Genomic DNA, 17097 nt, shown 5'->3' with positions numbered 1-17097 from the left:
GCCGGAGGCTGCGGCGCAGGACACAGAGCACAGCGAAAGAGAAAAACAAGGCCGCGGTGTTCGACACGGCGGCCTTGCTCGAAGAGGAACGATAAGAGAAACGGCAACGCGGGAAAACCCCAGCACGCAACAGCCGGCCGCGCCACGCCGGTAGCCCTGACCTTCGCCAGCCCGAAGTGTTGGCTGACGTGTCGCGCTAAAGACGCTACCCGAGCACGCTACCTGAGCGAACGCGGCGTGGCGTCTCCCGCCGCATCGAGGCGCCGCACGCCGCGCCGGGTGCCGGCCCGCGTCGCGCCGAATTCGGTCAGGATCTTGCTGCGCGCGCGGCTGGCAAACACGAGGAAGCCGAAGCCATCCGCCTCGTACCAGTAGCCGCCGTTCTCGAGCCCGTCGAGCGGCTGTTCCAGTGCGTTGGTGATCGATTCGATGCAGCGCCGCCGCAATTCGGCCGGCGCGGGATAGGGCGGCTGCGCGCCGCGTACGCTGCACAGAAGCACGTCGAGCCCGGGCAGCACATGCGCATAGAGAACCGGCTCGTCTTGCGAGCGGGCACGCGCAATCTTGGTGTCGAGCTGACCGAACGGCTTGAAATGCCGTAGGACCGCGAGGAACGACTCGTCGCCGTCCACCTTCGCGCGCCTACGCTTTTTCGGGAAGGACATAAAAATTCGCCTGAAAAAGAATTGCAAGAAACGCTGCGTCCTCATGCGACCACTCCCGGCTTTCGCGCGCCGCACGTCGATCTTTTATAGCATACGAGAAGGCCGGATTCACGATGATTCGACTGCCTGCGTCGCCTCACCGTTTCCCGCACGAATCATGCCGAATCGCCTTGCTGCGCGCTTTCGCTTCCCAGCACATGTTCTCTCCATCATAGACTCACGAGGCGCCGAAAAAACATCCCGTGCCAATAAAAAAGTCATTTTTGTGTGCGAGAGCGCTTCTTGACGCTACGTTGAAATATCTCGAATTCACGTCGATAATGGCCCGTCTGGTCGCGCTGCGCCAGCATCGCGGGCGCGACGGGCGCGCGCGAGCCGCCACGGTTTAAACGGCCGTCTGAACGCGCTTGCGGGAACATGAAACTATTCACCAAGGGTCTGCTGCTGATTGCGGTGCCGAGCGTGGTCGAACTCGCGCTGCTCGGCATCGTCTTCGATACGCAGGAGCAGACCGCGCAGGCCGCGCAATGGGTCGATAACAGCAAGCAGATTCTTTACCAGTCGTCGGCCATCGTCGATCCGCTGCTGCGCCAGGCGGCGCGCGTGCGCACGGCCATGGTGACCGGCGACGCTTCGTTGATCGACCGCCGCGCGGTGTGGGTCGACCTCAGCGACCGGCTCGCGAAGCTCGACACGCTGGTCGCCGACACGCCGCAGCAGGCCGAGCGCGTGCATAACATGCGGCGCGCGATCGACGCCTACCGCGAGCAGAGCGTCGCGATCTCGCAGGCGCTGCACGAGCGCCGCAGTCTGAGCCCCTACCTCGCGCTCGAAAGCGGCCCATTGCCGCAGCAGGTCGCCGGGTTTCGCGACGAGCTGGCCGCGTTCGGCGCCGAGGCGTCGCGGCTCGACGTCGAGCGCTCGATCGCGCTCGCGCAGCGGCGCGAGAGCCAGCAATACGCGCTGATCGCCGCCGTGTTCGGCTCGATGCTGATCTGGGCGGCCACCGCGATCGTGTTCGCGCGCAGCATCGGCCGGCGTCTCGAAGTGCTGACCGATAATGCCGAGCGTCTCGGCAGTGGGCGGCCGCTCGCGGCGCCGCTCTCGGGCAGCGACGAAATCGCCGCGCTCGACGTCGTGCTGCATCAGACCGAGGCGCGTCTGCGCGAGGCCGAGGCCGAGCAGGCTGCGCTGAAGGCGCAACTCGAAGCGCGCGCGCACGAACTGGCGGCGGTCAATGACGAGTTGCGCCAGGAAACGCAAGACAACGAAATGTTCATCTACAGCGTGTCGCACGATCTGCGCTCGCCGCTCGTGAACCTGCAAGGTTTTTCGAAGGAGCTGCACGTCTCGTGCGACGAGCTGGACGGCATCGTCGCGAGCGCCAGACTGCCCGCGAGCGAAGAGCACCGCATGAAGCACATTCTCGATGGCGACGTGCGCGAGTCGCTGTACTATCTGCGCACCGCGGTGGCGCGCGCGGCGTCGATCATCGACGCGCTGCTGCGCATTTCGCGCGCGGGCCGGCTCGAATACCAGTGGCAGCGCGTGAGCGTCGGGCGTGCGGTGGACCGGGTCGTCGAGGCGCTGCAGGGGACGATCAGTCAGCGCGAGGCGGTCGTCACGGTGCGCGATCTGCCGCCCGCGTGGGGCGATCCGGCGGCGGTCGAGCAGATCTTCGGCAATCTCATCGGCAATGCGCTGAATTTTCTGGACCCGGCGCGGCGCGGGCGCATCGAGATCGGCGCGCTCGAACTCGAACCCGTCGACGCCAGCGAGCCGCGCGCGGTGCGCATGCGCACGTATTACGTCCGCGATAACGGGCTCGGCATTCCGGCGGCGTATCTGTCGAAGGTGTTTCGCGCGTTCCAGCGTCTGCATGGCGACGTGGCGAGCGGCGAGGGCATCGGCCTCGCGGTGGTGCGGCGCACGGTCGAGCGGCATGGCGGGAGCGTATGGGTCGAGTCGGCCGAAGGCGCGGGCTCGACGTTTTTCGTGGTGCTGCCCGAGCAGCCGATACGGCTTTGAGGCAGAACGAACGCAGCACAAATGTTGCACAAACGCAGCACAGAAGCGATGCGAACGTCGGCAGCAGTCAGCCTGACCGGTCGCCGGCACGGTTCAGCAGGGAGAGCATATGAGTCACGCGAGTCACGCGCAAACGGTCAGCATCGTGCTGATCGAAGATGACGACGGCCATGCGACGCTCGTCGAGCGTAATTTGCGTCGCGCCGGCATTTCGAACGGTTTCGTGCGCTTTCGCGACGGCCAGCAGGCACTCGATTATTTTTTCGGCCCGGCATCCGCGGGCGCCCCGCGCGATACCGACGGCAATCCTTTTCCGCCGCACGAAACGCTCGAAAACCTCGTCGTGCTGCTCGATCTGAAAATGCCGCGCGTGGACGGCTTCGAGGTCTTGCGGCGTCTGAAGGAAGCGCCCGAAACCGCTGCGGTGCCGGTGATCGTGCTGACCACGACCGACGATCCGCGCGAAATCGCGCGCTGCTACGAGCTCGGTTGCAACGTCTACATCTGCAAGCCGGTCGAATACGACGTGTTCATCGAAGCGGTACGCCGGCTCGGCTTTTTCCTGCAAGTGGTCAAGCTGCCGCCGGGGCATCGGTTGGCGCCGTCCTGACCCGGCCGCCGGCGCCCACGGTCTATGGGACAAGTCCGTGGACAGGCCGCATGAAGCTGACCGAAAGCCATTCGTGACAAGATAAGCACCGAACCTAGCCAGAGAAGACCTGCATGACCGACGAAGTATCCACGCCGCATGCCGCCTATGTGCTCGTCGTCGACGACGACGAAGGTATCCTGCGGCTCGCGCGCAAGTCGCTCGAACGCGCCGGCTGCCGGGTGGCCATCTGCGCCGGCATCGAGGCCGCGCGCGACCGGCTCGCGAACGGCGCCCCCGATCTGCTGGTGCTCGACTATCAGCTGAGCGGGCCGGAGACCGGGCTCGATTTCTTCCGCCGCCTGCGCGCGGAAGGCGTGCGCATTCCGGCGATCCTCGTGACCGGCTTCACCGACGAATCGCGCGTGATCGAAGCGCTGCGCGCCGGGGTGTCCGACGTGGTGCCGAAGTCCGGCGACTATCTCGACTATCTGCCCGAGGCCGTCGAGCGCGTGCTGTCGCAGGTGCGGCTGCAACGCGCCTCGGACGAAGCGTGGTTGTTGCGCGATCGCGAGCTGCATTACCGCACGCTGTCCGAGGCGCTGCCGCATCTGGTGCTGACCTGCAACGCGGCCGGCGATTGCGATTTCCTCTCGAAGCAGTGGTACGACTACACGGGCATGGCCGAGCCCTGTCCCGCTCACGGTCTCGCATGGCTCGACGCGGTGCATCCCGACGATCGCGAGGAGATTCGCTGCAGCTGGCTCAAGGCCGTCGCCAGCCAGAGCGGCGACTATCGCCACGAGATGCGGATTCGCCGTCACGATGGCGAGTACCGCTGGTTCGACGTGCGCGTGGTGGCGATGCGCGACGCCGAGCACAACGTCAGCAAATGGTTCGGCAGTTGCACGGACATTCATTCGCAGCGCGAGGCGATCGAGGAGCGCGAGCGGCTGCTCGCGTCGGAGCAGGCCGCGCGCCAGGCCGCCGAGGAAGCGAACCGCGCCAAAGACCGCTTTCTCGCGATGCTGTCGCACGAATTGCGCACGCCGCTCACGCCGGTGCTCGCGGGCGCGAGCGTGCTCGAGATGATCCCCGATCTGCCCGACCAGGCGCGCGGCAGCGTGCGCATGATTCGCCGCAACGTCGAACTCGAGGCACGGCTCATCGACGATCTGCTCGATCTCACGCGCGTCGCGAACGGCAAGCTGCGGCTGTCGCTCGAAACCGTCGACGTCCACGAAGTGATCGACAGCGTGCTCGAGCTCTTTCGCAGCGAGATTCAGGTCAAGCAGCAGGACGTGCATATCGACAAGCACGCGGCGCATCACTACGTGCTCGCCGATCGCGCGCGTCTGCAACAGATGCTGTGGAACCTGATTCGCAATGCCGCGAAGTTCACGCCGGACGGCGGCCACATCTACGTGCGCACGCGCGACGAGCGCATGCACGTGCAGATCTCGGTCGAGGATACCGGCATCGGCATCGAGCCGGAGCAGATCGGCAAGCTGTTCAATGCGTTCGAGCAGGGCGACCAGAATATGACGCGGCAATTCGGCGGCCTCGGTCTCGGCCTCGCGATCACCAAGGCGCTGACCGACGTGCATGGCGGCAGCGTGATCGCGCAGAGCCCCGGCCCGCACTGCGGCGCGACCTTCACGATCACGCTGCCGACCGCGGCCGCGCCCGCCGCGGCGCGGCCCGTGGTGGTGCCGAGCACCGTGCAGCCGGCGAGTCCGCTGACCGTGCTGCTGATCGAAGATCACGCGGATACCGCCGAGGTGATGGCGCAGCTCATCCACAGCCTCGGCCATGAGGTGACGGTGGTCGGACGCGTCGATGACGCGCTCGCCGCGACGCAATTGCAGCGCTTCGATCTGATCGTCAGCGATGTCGGCTTGCCCGACGGCACCGGCCTCGATTTCGTCAAGGCGTTCCGCGAGCATTCGGATGCGCCGGCCGTGGCGCTGACCGGCTTCGGCACCGACGAGGACGTGCGCCGCTGCCTGAGCGCGGGCTTTACCTCGCATCTGACCAAGCCTGTCAATTTCGGCCAGCTCGAAACGATGATCGACAGCGCGGCGCAGTTGAAGGCGCGCAAGGACGGCTGAGGGGTCCGTGCTTTGATCTGACGTAACGTTTAACGTTTCGGCATGCGCTGGCGTACGCGTGGCGCGACGGCTGGTGCATACCGGCTGCTTCGTGCAGAAAAAATCGGGAAAAACACAAAGGCCTGTTGCGACGGCAATCGCAACAGGCCTTTGTGTTTGTATTGCTTCGACTCCGGCTTTCAGTCTTTAAACCGCGAACCGGAGTTTCACTGCCTCTTCAATGCTGTTGATTCTTCAGCGAATCGCGAATCTCGCGCAGCAGCAGCACGTCTTCGGGCGTCGCCGGCGGTTCTTCCGGTGCGGCTTCGTCCGGCTTGCGCAGATTGTTGATGAACTTGACCATCAGGAAAATGATGAACGCGAGGATGATGAAGTTGATCAACACCGTGATGAACGAACCATAGCCGATCACCGCGACGCCGGCCGTTTGCAGGTCCTTGTACGAACCGGGGCTGCCTTTATAGGTTGCCGGAATATCGCCGAGGCGAATGAACATATTGGAGAAGTCGAGGCCGCCGGTAGCGAGCCCGACGATCGGCATGATCAGGTCTTTGACGACCGAATTAACAATGCTGGAAAAAGCGCCGCCGATAATCACACCAACAGCGAGATCCATCACATTGCCCTTGAGGGCAAATTCTTTAAATTCTTTAACTATGCTCATAGAAGTACCTCCCCAGATATGAATAGCCGAATAATACCAATCTGAGGCGGATAGGCTAGTGTTTTAGCCGCAATACGAGCAACGCTTTCAGATGGCACGCGCTAGTGCGGAAACTGTGACGCGCTATGACGCGCGCGTTCGAGATGCGCGGCAAAACTGACCGGGTCTGTGTTGGTGCCGCACAGCAGGACGCCGACGCGCCGGCCATGCAACGGTTCGCGCAATGGTCCGAGCAATGCCGCCGTGGCGGCGGCGCAAGCGGGTTCGACGGCGAGCTTCAGTTGCTGGAAGAGAATCAGCATCGCCGCGCGCAATTGATCGTCGGAAACGGTGACGAGCCGATCGATATGACGGCGGCAGAGTTCATAGCTGAATTGCTCGGTATGCGGCGACATCAATGAGTCGGCAATGCTGTGCATATGGCCCATTCTGACCGTATGGTTGGCGGCGAAGCTCTTGCTCATCACGTCCGCGCCTTCGGGTTCGACGCCGTACACGTGGATGTTCGGGTTCGCGAGCCGCAGCGCCGTGGCGACACCGGCGGCGAGCCCGCCGCCGCCGACCGGCACGATCGCCGCTTCGAGGTCGGGCGTTTGCGTCGCCCATTCGTAGCCGAGCGTGGCCGAACCGAGCACCGTGCGATAGCCGTTGAACGGATGCACGAAATAGCGGCCTTCCTCGGCTTCGATGCGGCGCACCAGTTCGAATGCCTCGGCGAGATCTTCCGCATAGACGATGTCGGCGCCGTACTCGCGGCATAGCGCGACGCGCGCCGAATTCGCCGCGCTGAACAGCACGACCTTCGCGCCGATGCCAAGACGCATCGCCGCGTACGCCACCGCCACCGCATGATTGCCGCCCGACACGCAGGTCACGCCCGCGCTCTTTTGCGTATCGTCGAGCGCGAGCAGGTTCGTGAATACGCCACGCGCCTTGAAGCTGCCGCCCGCCTGCAACAGTTCGAACTTGAAATTCACCGGCGTGCCTTGCAGCGATGCAAAATCGAGCCGGTCGAATACTGGCGTGCGCACGACCCACGGCGTCAACGCAAAGTGCTGCGCGGCGATTTCGTCGAGCGTGGGGATCGGTTCGCCGTCGATCGTGTGATCCGTGTGCTGCGGCATGGCGCTTGACATGGCGTGAGCTCCGGCGTCGTCGATATGGCTGAGACCCGTTTCGCGGCGTGCAGTTTCAGTGCGACGGGCCTTGCCTCACGACTTTGTGCCGCCCGGCGTTGCCTTGCCGCGCTGTCTTGTGCACCGTTGCTGCGCGCACCGCTACTTCGCGCGTCTCATCGAGCCGCCTCGACCGACATGCTATGAATGAACTTGCCGAGAAAACGCTCGCAGGCCGCGAGCTGTTCGAGTTCGACGAATTCGTTGGCCTTGTGCGCCTGCTGGATGTCGCCGGGGCCGCACACGATGCTCGGAATGCCCGCGTTAGAAAACAGTCCGGCTTCGGTGCCGTAGGCGACCTTGCGCTTGTCCTGATCGGCGGTGAGCGCGCGCACGAGCTGCGTGATCGCGGCCTGTTCAGACGAATCGAGTCCGGGCGCCGCGGCGATCTTCGTGATCTCGATCGCGGCCGACGGATGCTCGCGCAGCATTTTCGGCAGCAGCGTGTCGCGCGCGTAGGTCTCGATGCGCGCGAAAATCTGCTCGGGATCGAGCGTCGGCAGATTGCGGAACTCGAACTGGAACTGGCATTCGGCCGGTACCGTGTTGATCGCGTTGCCGCCCGAGATCGTGCTGGTTTGCGCGGTGCTGAACGGCACGTCGTACAGTTCGTCGAACGGGCCTTGCTCGCGGAACTGGTCCGCCATGTCGCGGATATAGCAGATCAGGCGCGCGGCGTACTCGATCGCGTTCAAGCCCTTGGGCGTCAGCGATGAATGCGCGGCCTGGCCGCGCACGCAGCACTGATACGCGTTGATGCCTTTGTGCGCGATGATCGGGCGCATGCTGGTCGGTTCGCCGACAATGCAGCCGTCCGGCTTCACGCCGCGCTTCATCAGATCGGCGATCAACAGCGGCACGCCGACGCAGCCGACTTCCTCGTCGAACGACAGCGCGAAGTGAATCGGCTTCGCGAGCTTCGTGCGCTGCATGTCCGGCACGAGTGCGAGCGCCGCGCCGATAAAGCCTTTCATGTCGCAGGTGCCGCGGCCATAGAGCTTGTTGCCGCGAATCTCGGGCTTGAACGGATCGCTGTCCCACTGCTGGCCGTCCACCGGCACCACGTCGGTGTGGCCCGACAGCACCACGCCGCCATTCGTTTCGCCATCGTGCGCGGGAATCGTCGCGAACAGATTGGCCCACTTGCCGCCCTTGCCGTGCGTGAGCGTCGCGTCGATGCCGGCCGTGCGCAATGCGTCGCGCACGGTTTCGATGAGGCCGAGATTCGGGTTGCGGCTCACGGTGTCCATCGAGACGAGGCGGGTGACCCAGGGGAGGGAAATCGGCGAAGCGGGAGCAGAAGACGTGGAGGATTGCGCTGCTTCAGCGGCATGAGACATGACTGGACTCCGGCATTTTAGTCTGTCGATCATATCCCAAACGAAAGCGGGCAAGCGCATTCGTCAGCTGAAGCGGCATTGGCGCAGCGCAGCATCGACAGGCAGAAAACGGGGGGACGTCCCCCGTTTTCTGCATCGTCCGTACGTGGCGTACGTAATGCGGCGTGCGTGAGCGATATGCTTCGTTGCACGATCCGCCTCTCATGCGCGACTCGACTCGACTCAACTCAACTTGACGCATCGGCCATGTGCGCACCATGCCTGCGCACACCCCGGCGCCTCAACGCGCAGCCGTGGCGGCTGCCGTATCGCGGCTCGGCGAACCGAGCGCGCGCAAGGTCTCCTTGACGGTCGCGACGCGCACTGCGAGATCGGGGCTGCGCGTTTCGATGCGCAGCTTGTCCTGACCCGCGAGCTTGATGTGCTTGTGCTTCTGCACCATCTCGATGATCCGCATCGCGTCGACCGGTGGATTGGGGATGAACTGCAGCCCGATCACCGCTTCGCCCGCATCGATCTTCGAAATGCCGAGCGGCTTCGCGGCGAGCCGCAGACGGTGCGTTTCCACGAGCGCATGTGCCGGCGGCGGCAACTTGCCGAAACGGTCGATCAATTCTTCCTGGATGCCGTCGATCGAATCGTTGTGTTCGCAGTTCGCGAGCCGCTTGTAGAGCGACAGACGCTCCTGCACGTCGCCGCAATAGTCCGACGGCAGGATTGCCGGCGTGTGCAGGTTGATCTCGGTGGTCGCGGCAAGCGGCGCGGTGAGGTCAGGCTCCTTGCCGTTCTTGAGCGCCTTGACCGCGTCGTTGAGCATGTCGGTATACAGCTGGAAGCCGATCTCGTGAATCTCGCCCGATTGCTTGTCGCCGAGCACTTCGCCCGTGCCGCGAATTTCGAGGTCGTGCATCGCGAGATAGAAACCCGAGCCGAGTTCTTCCATCTGCTGGATCGCTTCGAGGCGGCGCTGTGCCTGCTTGGTGAGCCCCTGCGGATCGTGCACGAGCAGATACGAATACGCCTGGTGATGCGAGCGCCCGACGCGGCCGCGCAACTGGTGCAATTGCGCGAGCCCGAACTTGTCGGCGCGATGGATCAGGATCGTGTTCGCGCTCGGCACGTCGATGCCGGTTTCGATGATCGTCGTGCACAGCAGCACGTTCGCGCGCTGCGCGACGAAATCGCGCATCACGCGTTCGAGTTCGCGCTCGTGCATCTGGCCGTGCGCGACCGCGATGCGCGCTTCGGGCACGAGCGCTTCGAGCATCTGCCGGCGATTCTCGATCGTCTCGACCTCGTTGTGCAGGAAGTACACCTGGCCGCCGCGCTTCAGTTCGCGCAGCATCGCCTCGCGAATCACGCTGTCTTCCTCGCGGCGCACGAAGGTCTTGATCGCGAGGCGCTTTTGCGGCGCGGTCGCGATGACCGAGAAATCGCGCAGGCCTTCGAGCGCCATGCCGAGCGTGCGCGGGATCGGCGTCGCGGTCAGCGTCAGCACGTCGACCTCGGCGCGCAGCGCCTTCAGCGCTTCCTTCTGGCGCACGCCGAAGCGATGCTCCTCGTCGATGATGACGAGCCCGAGCCGCTTGAACTGCACGTCCGACGAGAGCAGCTTGTGCGTGCCGATCACGATGTCGACCGAGCCTTCGTTGATCTGCTGGATCGCCGCGTTGACTTCCTTGGCCGACTTGAAGCGCGACAGTTCGGCGATGCGCACGGGCCAGTCGGAGAAGCGGTCGCTGAAAGTCTGCGTGTGCTGCTCGGCGAGCAGCGTGGTGGGCGAGAGCAGCGCGACCTGCTTGCCGCCCATCACCGCGATAAAGGCCGCGCGCAAGGCGACCTCGGTCTTGCCGAAGCCGACGTCGCCGCACACGAGCCGGTCCATCGGTTTGCCGCTCGTCATGTCGCCGATCACGGCCGCGATCGCGGCGGCCTGGTCCGGCGTTTCCTCGAAGCCGAAGCTCTCGGCGAACTTCACGTAGTCTTTCGGTTCGAGCCCGAATGCGTGGCCCGAGCGGGCGGCGCGGCGCGCGTAGAGATTGAGCAGTTCGGCCGCGGTGTCGCGAATCTGCTGCGCGGCCTTGCGCTTGGCCTTTTCCCACTGGCCGGAGCCGAGCGAGTGCAGCGGCGCGCTTTCGGGATCGGCGCCGCTGTAGCGCGAGATCACGTGCAACTGCGCGACCGGCACGTAGAGCTTGCTGTCGCCCGCGTATTCGAGGTGCAGGAACTCGGTTTCGCCTTCGCCGAGGTCCATCGTCACGAGGCCCATATAGCGGCCGATGCCGTGCTGCGAATGCACGACCGGATCGCCGACCTTCAGCTCGGACAGGTCGCGCACCATCGAATCGACGTTGCTCGCCTGTTCCTGGCGGCGGCGTCCCGCGCGGCGCGCGAGCGGCCCGTACAGCTCGGTTTCGGTGATGATCGCGAGGCCGTCGCCGGGCAGCGCGAAGCCGTTCGCGAGCGGCGCGACGCCGAGCGAGAAGTGCGCGTCGCCGGTGAGCCAGTCCTGGAAGCTGTCGGCCGAGGCGGGCTTCAGATGATTGTCGGCGAGCAGCTGCAGCAGCGTTTCGCGGCGGCCCGCCGATTCGGCGGCGAACAGCACGCGGTTCGGCGTCGTGCCCAGATACGCGCGCAAGGCCGCGACGGGGTCGTCGGCGTGGCGGTCGATCGCGAGGTTCGGCAGCGCGACCGACCAGGCGCCGCCGCCGTTGATGGGCAGCACGAGCCGCCCGAACGGCTTGGCGAGCGTGAAGAAATCCTCGTCCGACAGAAACAGCTTCTGCGGTTCGAGAATCGGCCGGTCACGATCGTGCGCGAGGAAATTGAAGCGCTGCTTCGTGTCGTTGGTGAAGCGCCGGATCGCCGCGTCGAGATCGCCGATGAACGCAAGCTGCGAGCCGTCGGGCAGATAGTGGAAGAGCGTGGCCGTGTCGTCGAAAAACAGCGGCAGATAGTATTCGATGCCCGCCGACGGCACGCCGTTGCCGATGTCCTTATAGATCGACGCGCGGCTCGGATCGCCCTCGAAGGTCTCGCGCCAGCGGCTGCGGAATGCGGTGCGCGCGGCTTCGTCGAACGGGAATTCGCGGCCCGGCAGCAGGCGCACGTCCTTGACCGGATAGAGGCTGCGCTGCGTGTCGGGATCGAACGCGCGGATCGAGTCGACCTGGTCGTCGAACAGGTCGATCCGGTACGGCAGCGGCGAGCCCATCGGAAACAGATCGAGCAGCGAGCCGCGCACGCAGTATTCGCCGGGCCGCACGACCTGGCTCACGTGCTCGTAGCCGGCGAGCGTCAGTTGCGCCTTCAGCTTTGCCTCGTCGAGGCGTTCGCCTTGCGAGAACGAGAACGTGTAGGCCGCGAGGAACGAGGCGGGCGGCATGCGGTACAGGGCGGTCGTGGCCGGCACGAGCAGGATGTCGCAGCGGCCCTCGCCGAGATCGTGCAGCGTCGCGAGGCGCTCGGAGACGAGGTCCTGGTGCGGTGAAAACGTATCGTAAGGCAGCGTCTCCCAGTCGGGCAGCAGACGCACGCGCGCTTCAGGTGCGAAGAAGCCTATTTCCTGCGAGAGCCGCTGCGCATCGACCGCGCTTTCGCAGACGACGGCCAGCAGCGGCATCTTCTCGCGATAGGCGAGATGGTAGCGGGCGATCAGCAGCGCGTCGGACGAGCCGCGCGTGCCGTCGAAGGCGAAACGCTGGCCGGCCTTGACGAGCGCGACGGGCGGGGAGGACTGCGAGGATGCGGCGATGTCTGACATAAAGAAGAGAAAAAGCGGCTCGGTCTCACACGAACGGCCAAGTTTACGCGTGTCGGAGCATGGATGGCGAAGGACCTATTATAAAATCCGTCCTTTACTTTGACTTCGCGGCATCCGCACTCGTGACTTCCCGTCTCTTCGCCCTGATTCCGTGCGCAGGCACCGGCAGCCGTTCCGGCGCCGCGATGCCGAAACAATATCGCACTGTCGCCGGTCGCGACATGCTCCATTACTCGCTCGCCGCGTTCGATGCGTGCAGCGAATTCACCCAGACCCTCGTCGTGATCGCGCCCGACGACCAGCATTTCGACGCGCGCCGCTTCGGCGGCCTGCGTTTCGCGGTGCGCCGCGCGGGCGGTGCGTCGCGCCAGGCGTCGGTGCTCAACGGCCTCCATGCGCTCGCCGAATTCGGCGCTCACGACGACGACTGGGTGCTCGTGCATGACGCCGCGCGTCCCGGCATCACGCCCGCGCTGATCCGCACGCTGATCGGCTCGCTCAAGGACGACGCGGTCGGCGGCATCATGGCGCTGCCGGTCGCCGATACGCTGAAGCGCATCGACGGCGCGTCCCACGATGGCCGCATCGCCCGCACCGAAGCGCGCGGCGGGCTGTGGCAGGCACAGACGCCGCAGATGTTCCGCATCGGCATGCTGCGCGAGGCGATCCTGCGCGCCCAGGCCGAGGGCCACGATCTGACCGACGAGGCCAGCGCGATCGAATGGTCGGGCCATGCGCCGAAGCTCGTGCAAGGCAGCCTGCGCAATTTCAAGGTGACGTATCCCGAGGATTTCGAGCTGGCCGAGGCGATTCTGAGCCGCGGCGCGGCGTCGTGAGATTGCTCGTCGGCGTTGGATCGGTGCCGGGTCGGCGGTTCGCCGGCCGGCATCGACGACGATTCAAAAAAGCTTTAAAGCTTCAGTACTTGAGGATGTGACGCAAATGGATTTCAGGATTGGGCAGGGCTATGACGTGCATGCGCTGGTGCCGGGGCGCGCGTTGATTATCGGCGGCGTGACGATTCCGTACGAGCGCGGGCTGCTCGGCCACTCGGATGCGGACGTGCTGCTGCATGCGATCACCGACGCGCTGTTCGGCGCGGCCGCGCTCGGCGATATCGGCCGCCATTTCTCCGACACCGACGCGCAGTTCGCCGGCGCGGACAGCCGCGTGCTGCTGCGCGAATGCGTGGCGCGCGTGAGGGCGGCGGGCTTTTCGATCGGCAACGTCGACAGCAGCGTGATCGCCCAGGCGCCGAAGCTTGCGCCGCATATCGACGGCATGCGCGCGAATATCGCGGCCGATCTCGGTTTGCCGATCGAGCTCGTCAACGTCAAGGCGAAGACGAACGAGAAGCTCGGCTACCTCGGCAGGGGCGAGGGGATCGAGGCGCAGGCCGCGGTGCTGCTGGTCAGGAAGTGAGCGGGTCTGCCGGCAGCGGCATCGCGCGCTGCCGGGAAATACAGCACGAGCGACAACACGAGCGCGCGTGCCTGTCATCAGGCGCAACTCGCCCGAGATTTTTTCCCGCCAGGGGAATGGATAAAGAGGCCCACCGTTATTGCAGACCGGTGGGCCTTTGTCATGTCGTGCTGTGCGGCCGGCGGCAGCACTTACAGCGTTGCGCCGCCGATCGTCCGGTTGCTCGGACACAATTCGTCCGTGAGCAGGCCGTCGAGAATCCGCAGCACTTCCATGGGGCTACGGCCGACGTTCAGATTATTGACCGACACATGCTGGATCGTGTTGTCCGGATCGACGATGAAGGTTGCGCGCAGCGCGACGCCCGCTTCCTGGTCGCGCACGCCGAGCTGGTCGATCAGTTCGCCCTTCACGTCGCCGAACGAGTAGTGGTTCAGCCGGTCGAGCTCCTCGTTCTCGCGGCGCCACGCGAGCTTCACGAATTCATTGTCGACGCTGCCGCCGAGCAGCACCGCCTCGCGGTCCTCGAATTCCCTCACCAGCTTGCCGAACTCGACGATTTCCGTCGGGCAGACCAGCGAGAAATCCTTCGGATAGAAGTAGATGATTTTCCACTTGCCTGGAAACGACTGCTCGGTGATGTCCTCGAACGCCGAGACGCCGTGTTCCTCGTGATGATTGAAGCCCGGCTTGGCGGCAGTGACCGTGAACGCTTCGAGTTTATCGCCAACGGTTTTCATGCGGGTGCTCCTTCGGAAGTCGACAACGGCATGCCTGGAAGTTCACGGGCCATCCCGCGCGGCGGGTGCCACCGGGTTCACTCTAGATTTATCGGGCCGTCGCTTCAAGAGCCGGCTGCCGACGAATCGGTACGCGGCGGCGGGCGTCGAGCCGCATTGCGCGCGATTCGGGTTTCATGCCGGGGCGGCATGGCGCCGCGCGCGCGTCGGCTCAGGCGCCTTTCGCGAGCGGAAATTCGATCGTGACTTCGAGCCCCGGTCCGGGCGTGCGATTGCGCAGCCGCAAGGCGCCGCGATAGCGCGCGACGAGCCGTTGCACGATCGCCATGCCGAGGCCCGTGCCGTTGGCCTGGGTGCGCGCCGAATTGACGCGATAGAACGGCCGTGTGACGAGCGCGAGCTGGTCTTCGGGGATGCCGGGGCCTTCGTCGACGACCGACAGTTCCACCCGCGAATGCGAGACACGCGTTTCGAGAATCACGTGCGGAATGCCGTCCTCGTCGCTGCTGCCGTATTTGCGCGCATTCTCAAGCAGGTTGCCGACCACGCGCCGCATATCGGTTTCGTCGGCCTCGATCACCGCCGACGGCGCGAGCCGCGTGATGAGCCGCATACTGTCCTCGCTCTGCATGCGCGCGGCGATCTCGCCCGCGATCACGGAGAGATCGACGGGCTCCGGCACGCGCTGCACCGGCCGCGCGTAATCGAGGAAGCGGCCGATGATCATGTCCATCTGCTCGATGTCGTCGACCATCGCGTCCTTCGTGCTCTGATCGGACGGGCTCATTTCGGTTTCGAGGCGCAACCGCGCGAGCGGCGTGCGCAGGTCGTGCGAGATGCCCGCGAGCATCAGCGCGCGGTCGGCTTCGAGCTGTTCGAGGTCGCGCACCATCTGGTTGAAGCTGCGATTGGTTTCGGCGGCCACGCCCATGCCGCGCTCCGGCAGCGGCTCGGGCGACTGCCCCGAGCCGACCTTGCGCGCGGCCATCGCGAGACGCGCGAACGGCCGGTTCACGAGACTCGTGATGAAGGCCGCGCCGAACAGCGACAGCGCCAGCGCGAACACGCCCCAGCCGGCCCATTGCAGGCCCGTGGCATTGTCGAGCTGATCGCGGTCGAGCGCGACCCAGTAGTCGTCGTCGTCGATCTTGAAGCTGATCCATACGCCGTTGATGTCGTTCACGCTTTGCGCGATCACGGTGTCGTCGCCGAGACGGCCGCGAATGTCGTGCTCGATCAGGCGGTTCAGCGATTCGTCGGGCTGGAGCTTGTATTTGTCGGTGGCTTCGCGCGGATACACGCGCACCCCTTCATTGCTCTCCAGATCCTGCAGCAGCGCGCGCCGCAGGTCGGGGTCGGAATAGAGGAGTGCGGTGCGCGTGAGCTTGACGATCGCGACGAGTTGCAAAGCTACGCGCTGCGCGCGCGGCTCGCGCTCGATCACGCGAAAGCTCTGGAACCACGCGGCGAGACTGACTGCGATCAACAGCGCGATCAGCAGAAAAGTCCGCCAGAAAAGGCCGCCGAACGCGAGCGTCAGGAGGCGCCGGTCGATCCGCATGGGCCCTTCTTATGAGAGATCAAGGACAGCAACTATTTTGTGTGAGATCGGAGCGGGTGCTTTGCACTTGCTCCGGTCGAGTGCGGCGGGGCGCATGGGATCAGAGTAGGCGCTGACGCGCCAGCTCTGATCGACCGCGACAAAGCGCATGGGATCAGAGTAGGCGCTGAAGCGCCAACTCCGGTCGACCGCGACAAAGCGCATGGGATCAGAGTAGGCGCTGAAGCGCCAACTCTGATCGACACCGCCGTGGGGTGCATGGTCAGGCTGCACCGTCGGGGATGAACACGTAGCCCAGACCCCACACGGTCTGAATGAAGCGCGGGCTGCCCGGATCGGGTTCGATCAGCTTGCGCAAACGCGAGATCTGCACGTCGAGGCTGCGGTCGAAAACTTCGTATTCGCGGCCGCGTGCGAGCTCCATGAGCTTTTCACGCGAAAGCGGTTGACGTGGATGACGCGCGAACACCTTGAGCACCGAAAATTCGCCCGTGGTCAACGGAATTTCCTGGCCGGCCTTCGTGAGCGTGCGGGTCGCGAGATTGAGCGCGAATTCGCCGAACTCGAATACTTCGGTCGTCTCCGAGGGCGCACCCGGCAATTCGGACGGCGACTGGCGACGCAGTACCGCGTGAATGCGCGCGACCAGCTCGCGCGGATTGAACGGCTTGGGCAGATAATCGTCCGCGCCCATTTCAAGGCCGACGATGCGATCGACATCCTCACCCTTGGCCGTCAGCATGATGATCGGCGTGCGGTCGTTGCTGCCGCGCAGACGGCGGCAGATCGACAGGCCGTCCTCGCCGGGCAGCATCAGATCGAGCACCAGCAGATCGAAGCGCTCGCGTACCCACAGCTTGTTCATCGACGGCGCGTTTTCGGCGACGTAGACATTGAAGCCTTGTTCGCCGAGATAGCGGCGCAGCAGATCGCGCAGGCGTGGATCGTCGTCGACGACGAGGATTTTCGAAGGGTTTTTGGTTTCCATGGTCGGCATCTTAGCGCGATTAGAAAGTGGTGCGCGGTTACACCATTTCTG

13 protein-coding genes are annotated in these 17097 nt (G+C 64.8%); 5 read left to right on the top strand and 8 right to left on the bottom strand.

The features are described from left to right. Nucleotides 1-218: 218 nt before the first annotated feature. The gene (locus tag G3N58_RS19510) at nucleotides 219-710 is read right to left on the bottom strand and encodes a hypothetical protein (protein WP_167038409.1); all 492 of its coding nucleotides are present in this window, start codon (nucleotides 708-710) and stop codon (nucleotides 219-221) included. 372 nt (nucleotides 711-1082) lie between these two features. On the opposite strand from G3N58_RS19510, the gene G3N58_RS19505 reads away from it, so the two are divergent. The 3 genes from G3N58_RS19505 to G3N58_RS19495 all read left to right on the top strand — a co-directional run bounded on the left by G3N58_RS19505 (nucleotide 1083) and on the right by G3N58_RS19495 (nucleotide 5393). Then, complete coding sequence (locus tag G3N58_RS19505; protein ID WP_205999962.1) at nucleotides 1083-2693, top strand: ATP-binding protein; 1611 nt, start codon at nucleotides 1083-1085, stop codon at nucleotides 2691-2693. Nucleotides 2694-2802: 109 nt separating this feature from the next. Then, nucleotides 2803-3303: a response regulator gene (locus G3N58_RS19500; protein ID WP_167038405.1), complete on the top strand. Its 501-nt coding sequence runs from the start codon at nucleotides 2803-2805 to the stop codon at nucleotides 3301-3303. A 113-nt stretch (nucleotides 3304-3416) separates the two neighbouring features. Next, a complete protein-coding gene (locus G3N58_RS19495) occupies nucleotides 3417-5393 on the top strand; it encodes a response regulator (protein WP_167038403.1) in 1977 nt (658 codons plus the stop codon). A 217-nt stretch (nucleotides 5394-5610) separates the two neighbouring features. Here G3N58_RS19495 and mscL read toward each other — a convergent pair whose 3' ends face one another. The 4 genes from mscL to mfd form a co-directional block, all read right to left on the bottom strand. Then, a complete protein-coding gene (mscL, locus tag G3N58_RS19490; RefSeq protein WP_205999961.1) occupies nucleotides 5611-6057 on the bottom strand; it encodes a large conductance mechanosensitive channel protein MscL in 447 nt (148 codons plus the stop codon). A gap of 101 nt (nucleotides 6058-6158) precedes the next feature. Beyond that, a complete protein-coding gene (locus G3N58_RS19485) occupies nucleotides 6159-7193 on the bottom strand; it encodes a pyridoxal-phosphate dependent enzyme (RefSeq protein ID WP_205999960.1) in 1035 nt (344 codons plus the stop codon). A gap of 155 nt (nucleotides 7194-7348) precedes the next feature. Beyond that, complete coding sequence (gene argE, locus G3N58_RS19480; RefSeq protein WP_205999959.1) at nucleotides 7349-8572, bottom strand: acetylornithine deacetylase; 1224 nt, start codon at nucleotides 8570-8572, stop codon at nucleotides 7349-7351. 280 nt (nucleotides 8573-8852) lie between these two features. Next, nucleotides 8853-12335, bottom strand: coding sequence for a transcription-repair coupling factor (mfd, locus tag G3N58_RS19475; protein ID WP_167284521.1), 3483 nt, complete (start codon nucleotides 12333-12335; stop codon nucleotides 8853-8855). 122 nt (nucleotides 12336-12457) lie between these two features. On the opposite strand from mfd, the gene ispD reads away from it, so the two are divergent. Further along, nucleotides 12458-13171, top strand: coding sequence for a 2-C-methyl-D-erythritol 4-phosphate cytidylyltransferase (gene ispD, locus G3N58_RS19470; protein WP_205999958.1), 714 nt, complete (start codon nucleotides 12458-12460; stop codon nucleotides 13169-13171). 106 nt (nucleotides 13172-13277) lie between these two features. Continuing rightward, on the top strand, nucleotides 13278-13757 hold the full coding sequence (gene ispF, locus G3N58_RS19465) for a 2-C-methyl-D-erythritol 2,4-cyclodiphosphate synthase (protein ID WP_167038391.1): 480 nt from the start codon (nucleotides 13278-13280) through the stop codon (nucleotides 13755-13757). 191 nt (nucleotides 13758-13948) lie between these two features. On the opposite strand, the gene G3N58_RS19460 is transcribed toward ispF, so the two are convergent. From G3N58_RS19460 to ompR, 3 genes are all read right to left on the bottom strand, one after another. Further along, nucleotides 13949-14497 (bottom strand): peroxiredoxin, encoded by a 549-nt coding sequence (locus tag G3N58_RS19460; RefSeq protein WP_205999957.1) that lies wholly within the window; start codon nucleotides 14495-14497, stop codon nucleotides 13949-13951. Between the two features lie 211 nt (nucleotides 14498-14708). After that, complete coding sequence (locus G3N58_RS19455; RefSeq protein ID WP_167038387.1) at nucleotides 14709-16058, bottom strand: ATP-binding protein; 1350 nt, start codon at nucleotides 16056-16058, stop codon at nucleotides 14709-14711. A gap of 262 nt (nucleotides 16059-16320) precedes the next feature. Next, the gene (gene ompR, locus G3N58_RS19450; RefSeq protein WP_033379433.1) at nucleotides 16321-17046 is read right to left on the bottom strand and encodes a two-component system response regulator OmpR; all 726 of its coding nucleotides are present in this window, start codon (nucleotides 17044-17046) and stop codon (nucleotides 16321-16323) included. Nucleotides 17047-17097: the final 51 nt, after the last annotated feature.

Source organism: Paraburkholderia sp. Ac-20342 (genome assembly GCF_017104985.1).
Lineage (GTDB): Bacteria > Pseudomonadota > Gammaproteobacteria > Burkholderiales > Burkholderiaceae > Paraburkholderia.
Note: the sequence above shows the minus strand (reverse complement) of the source record. Positions and strands in the feature narration are given on the sequence as shown.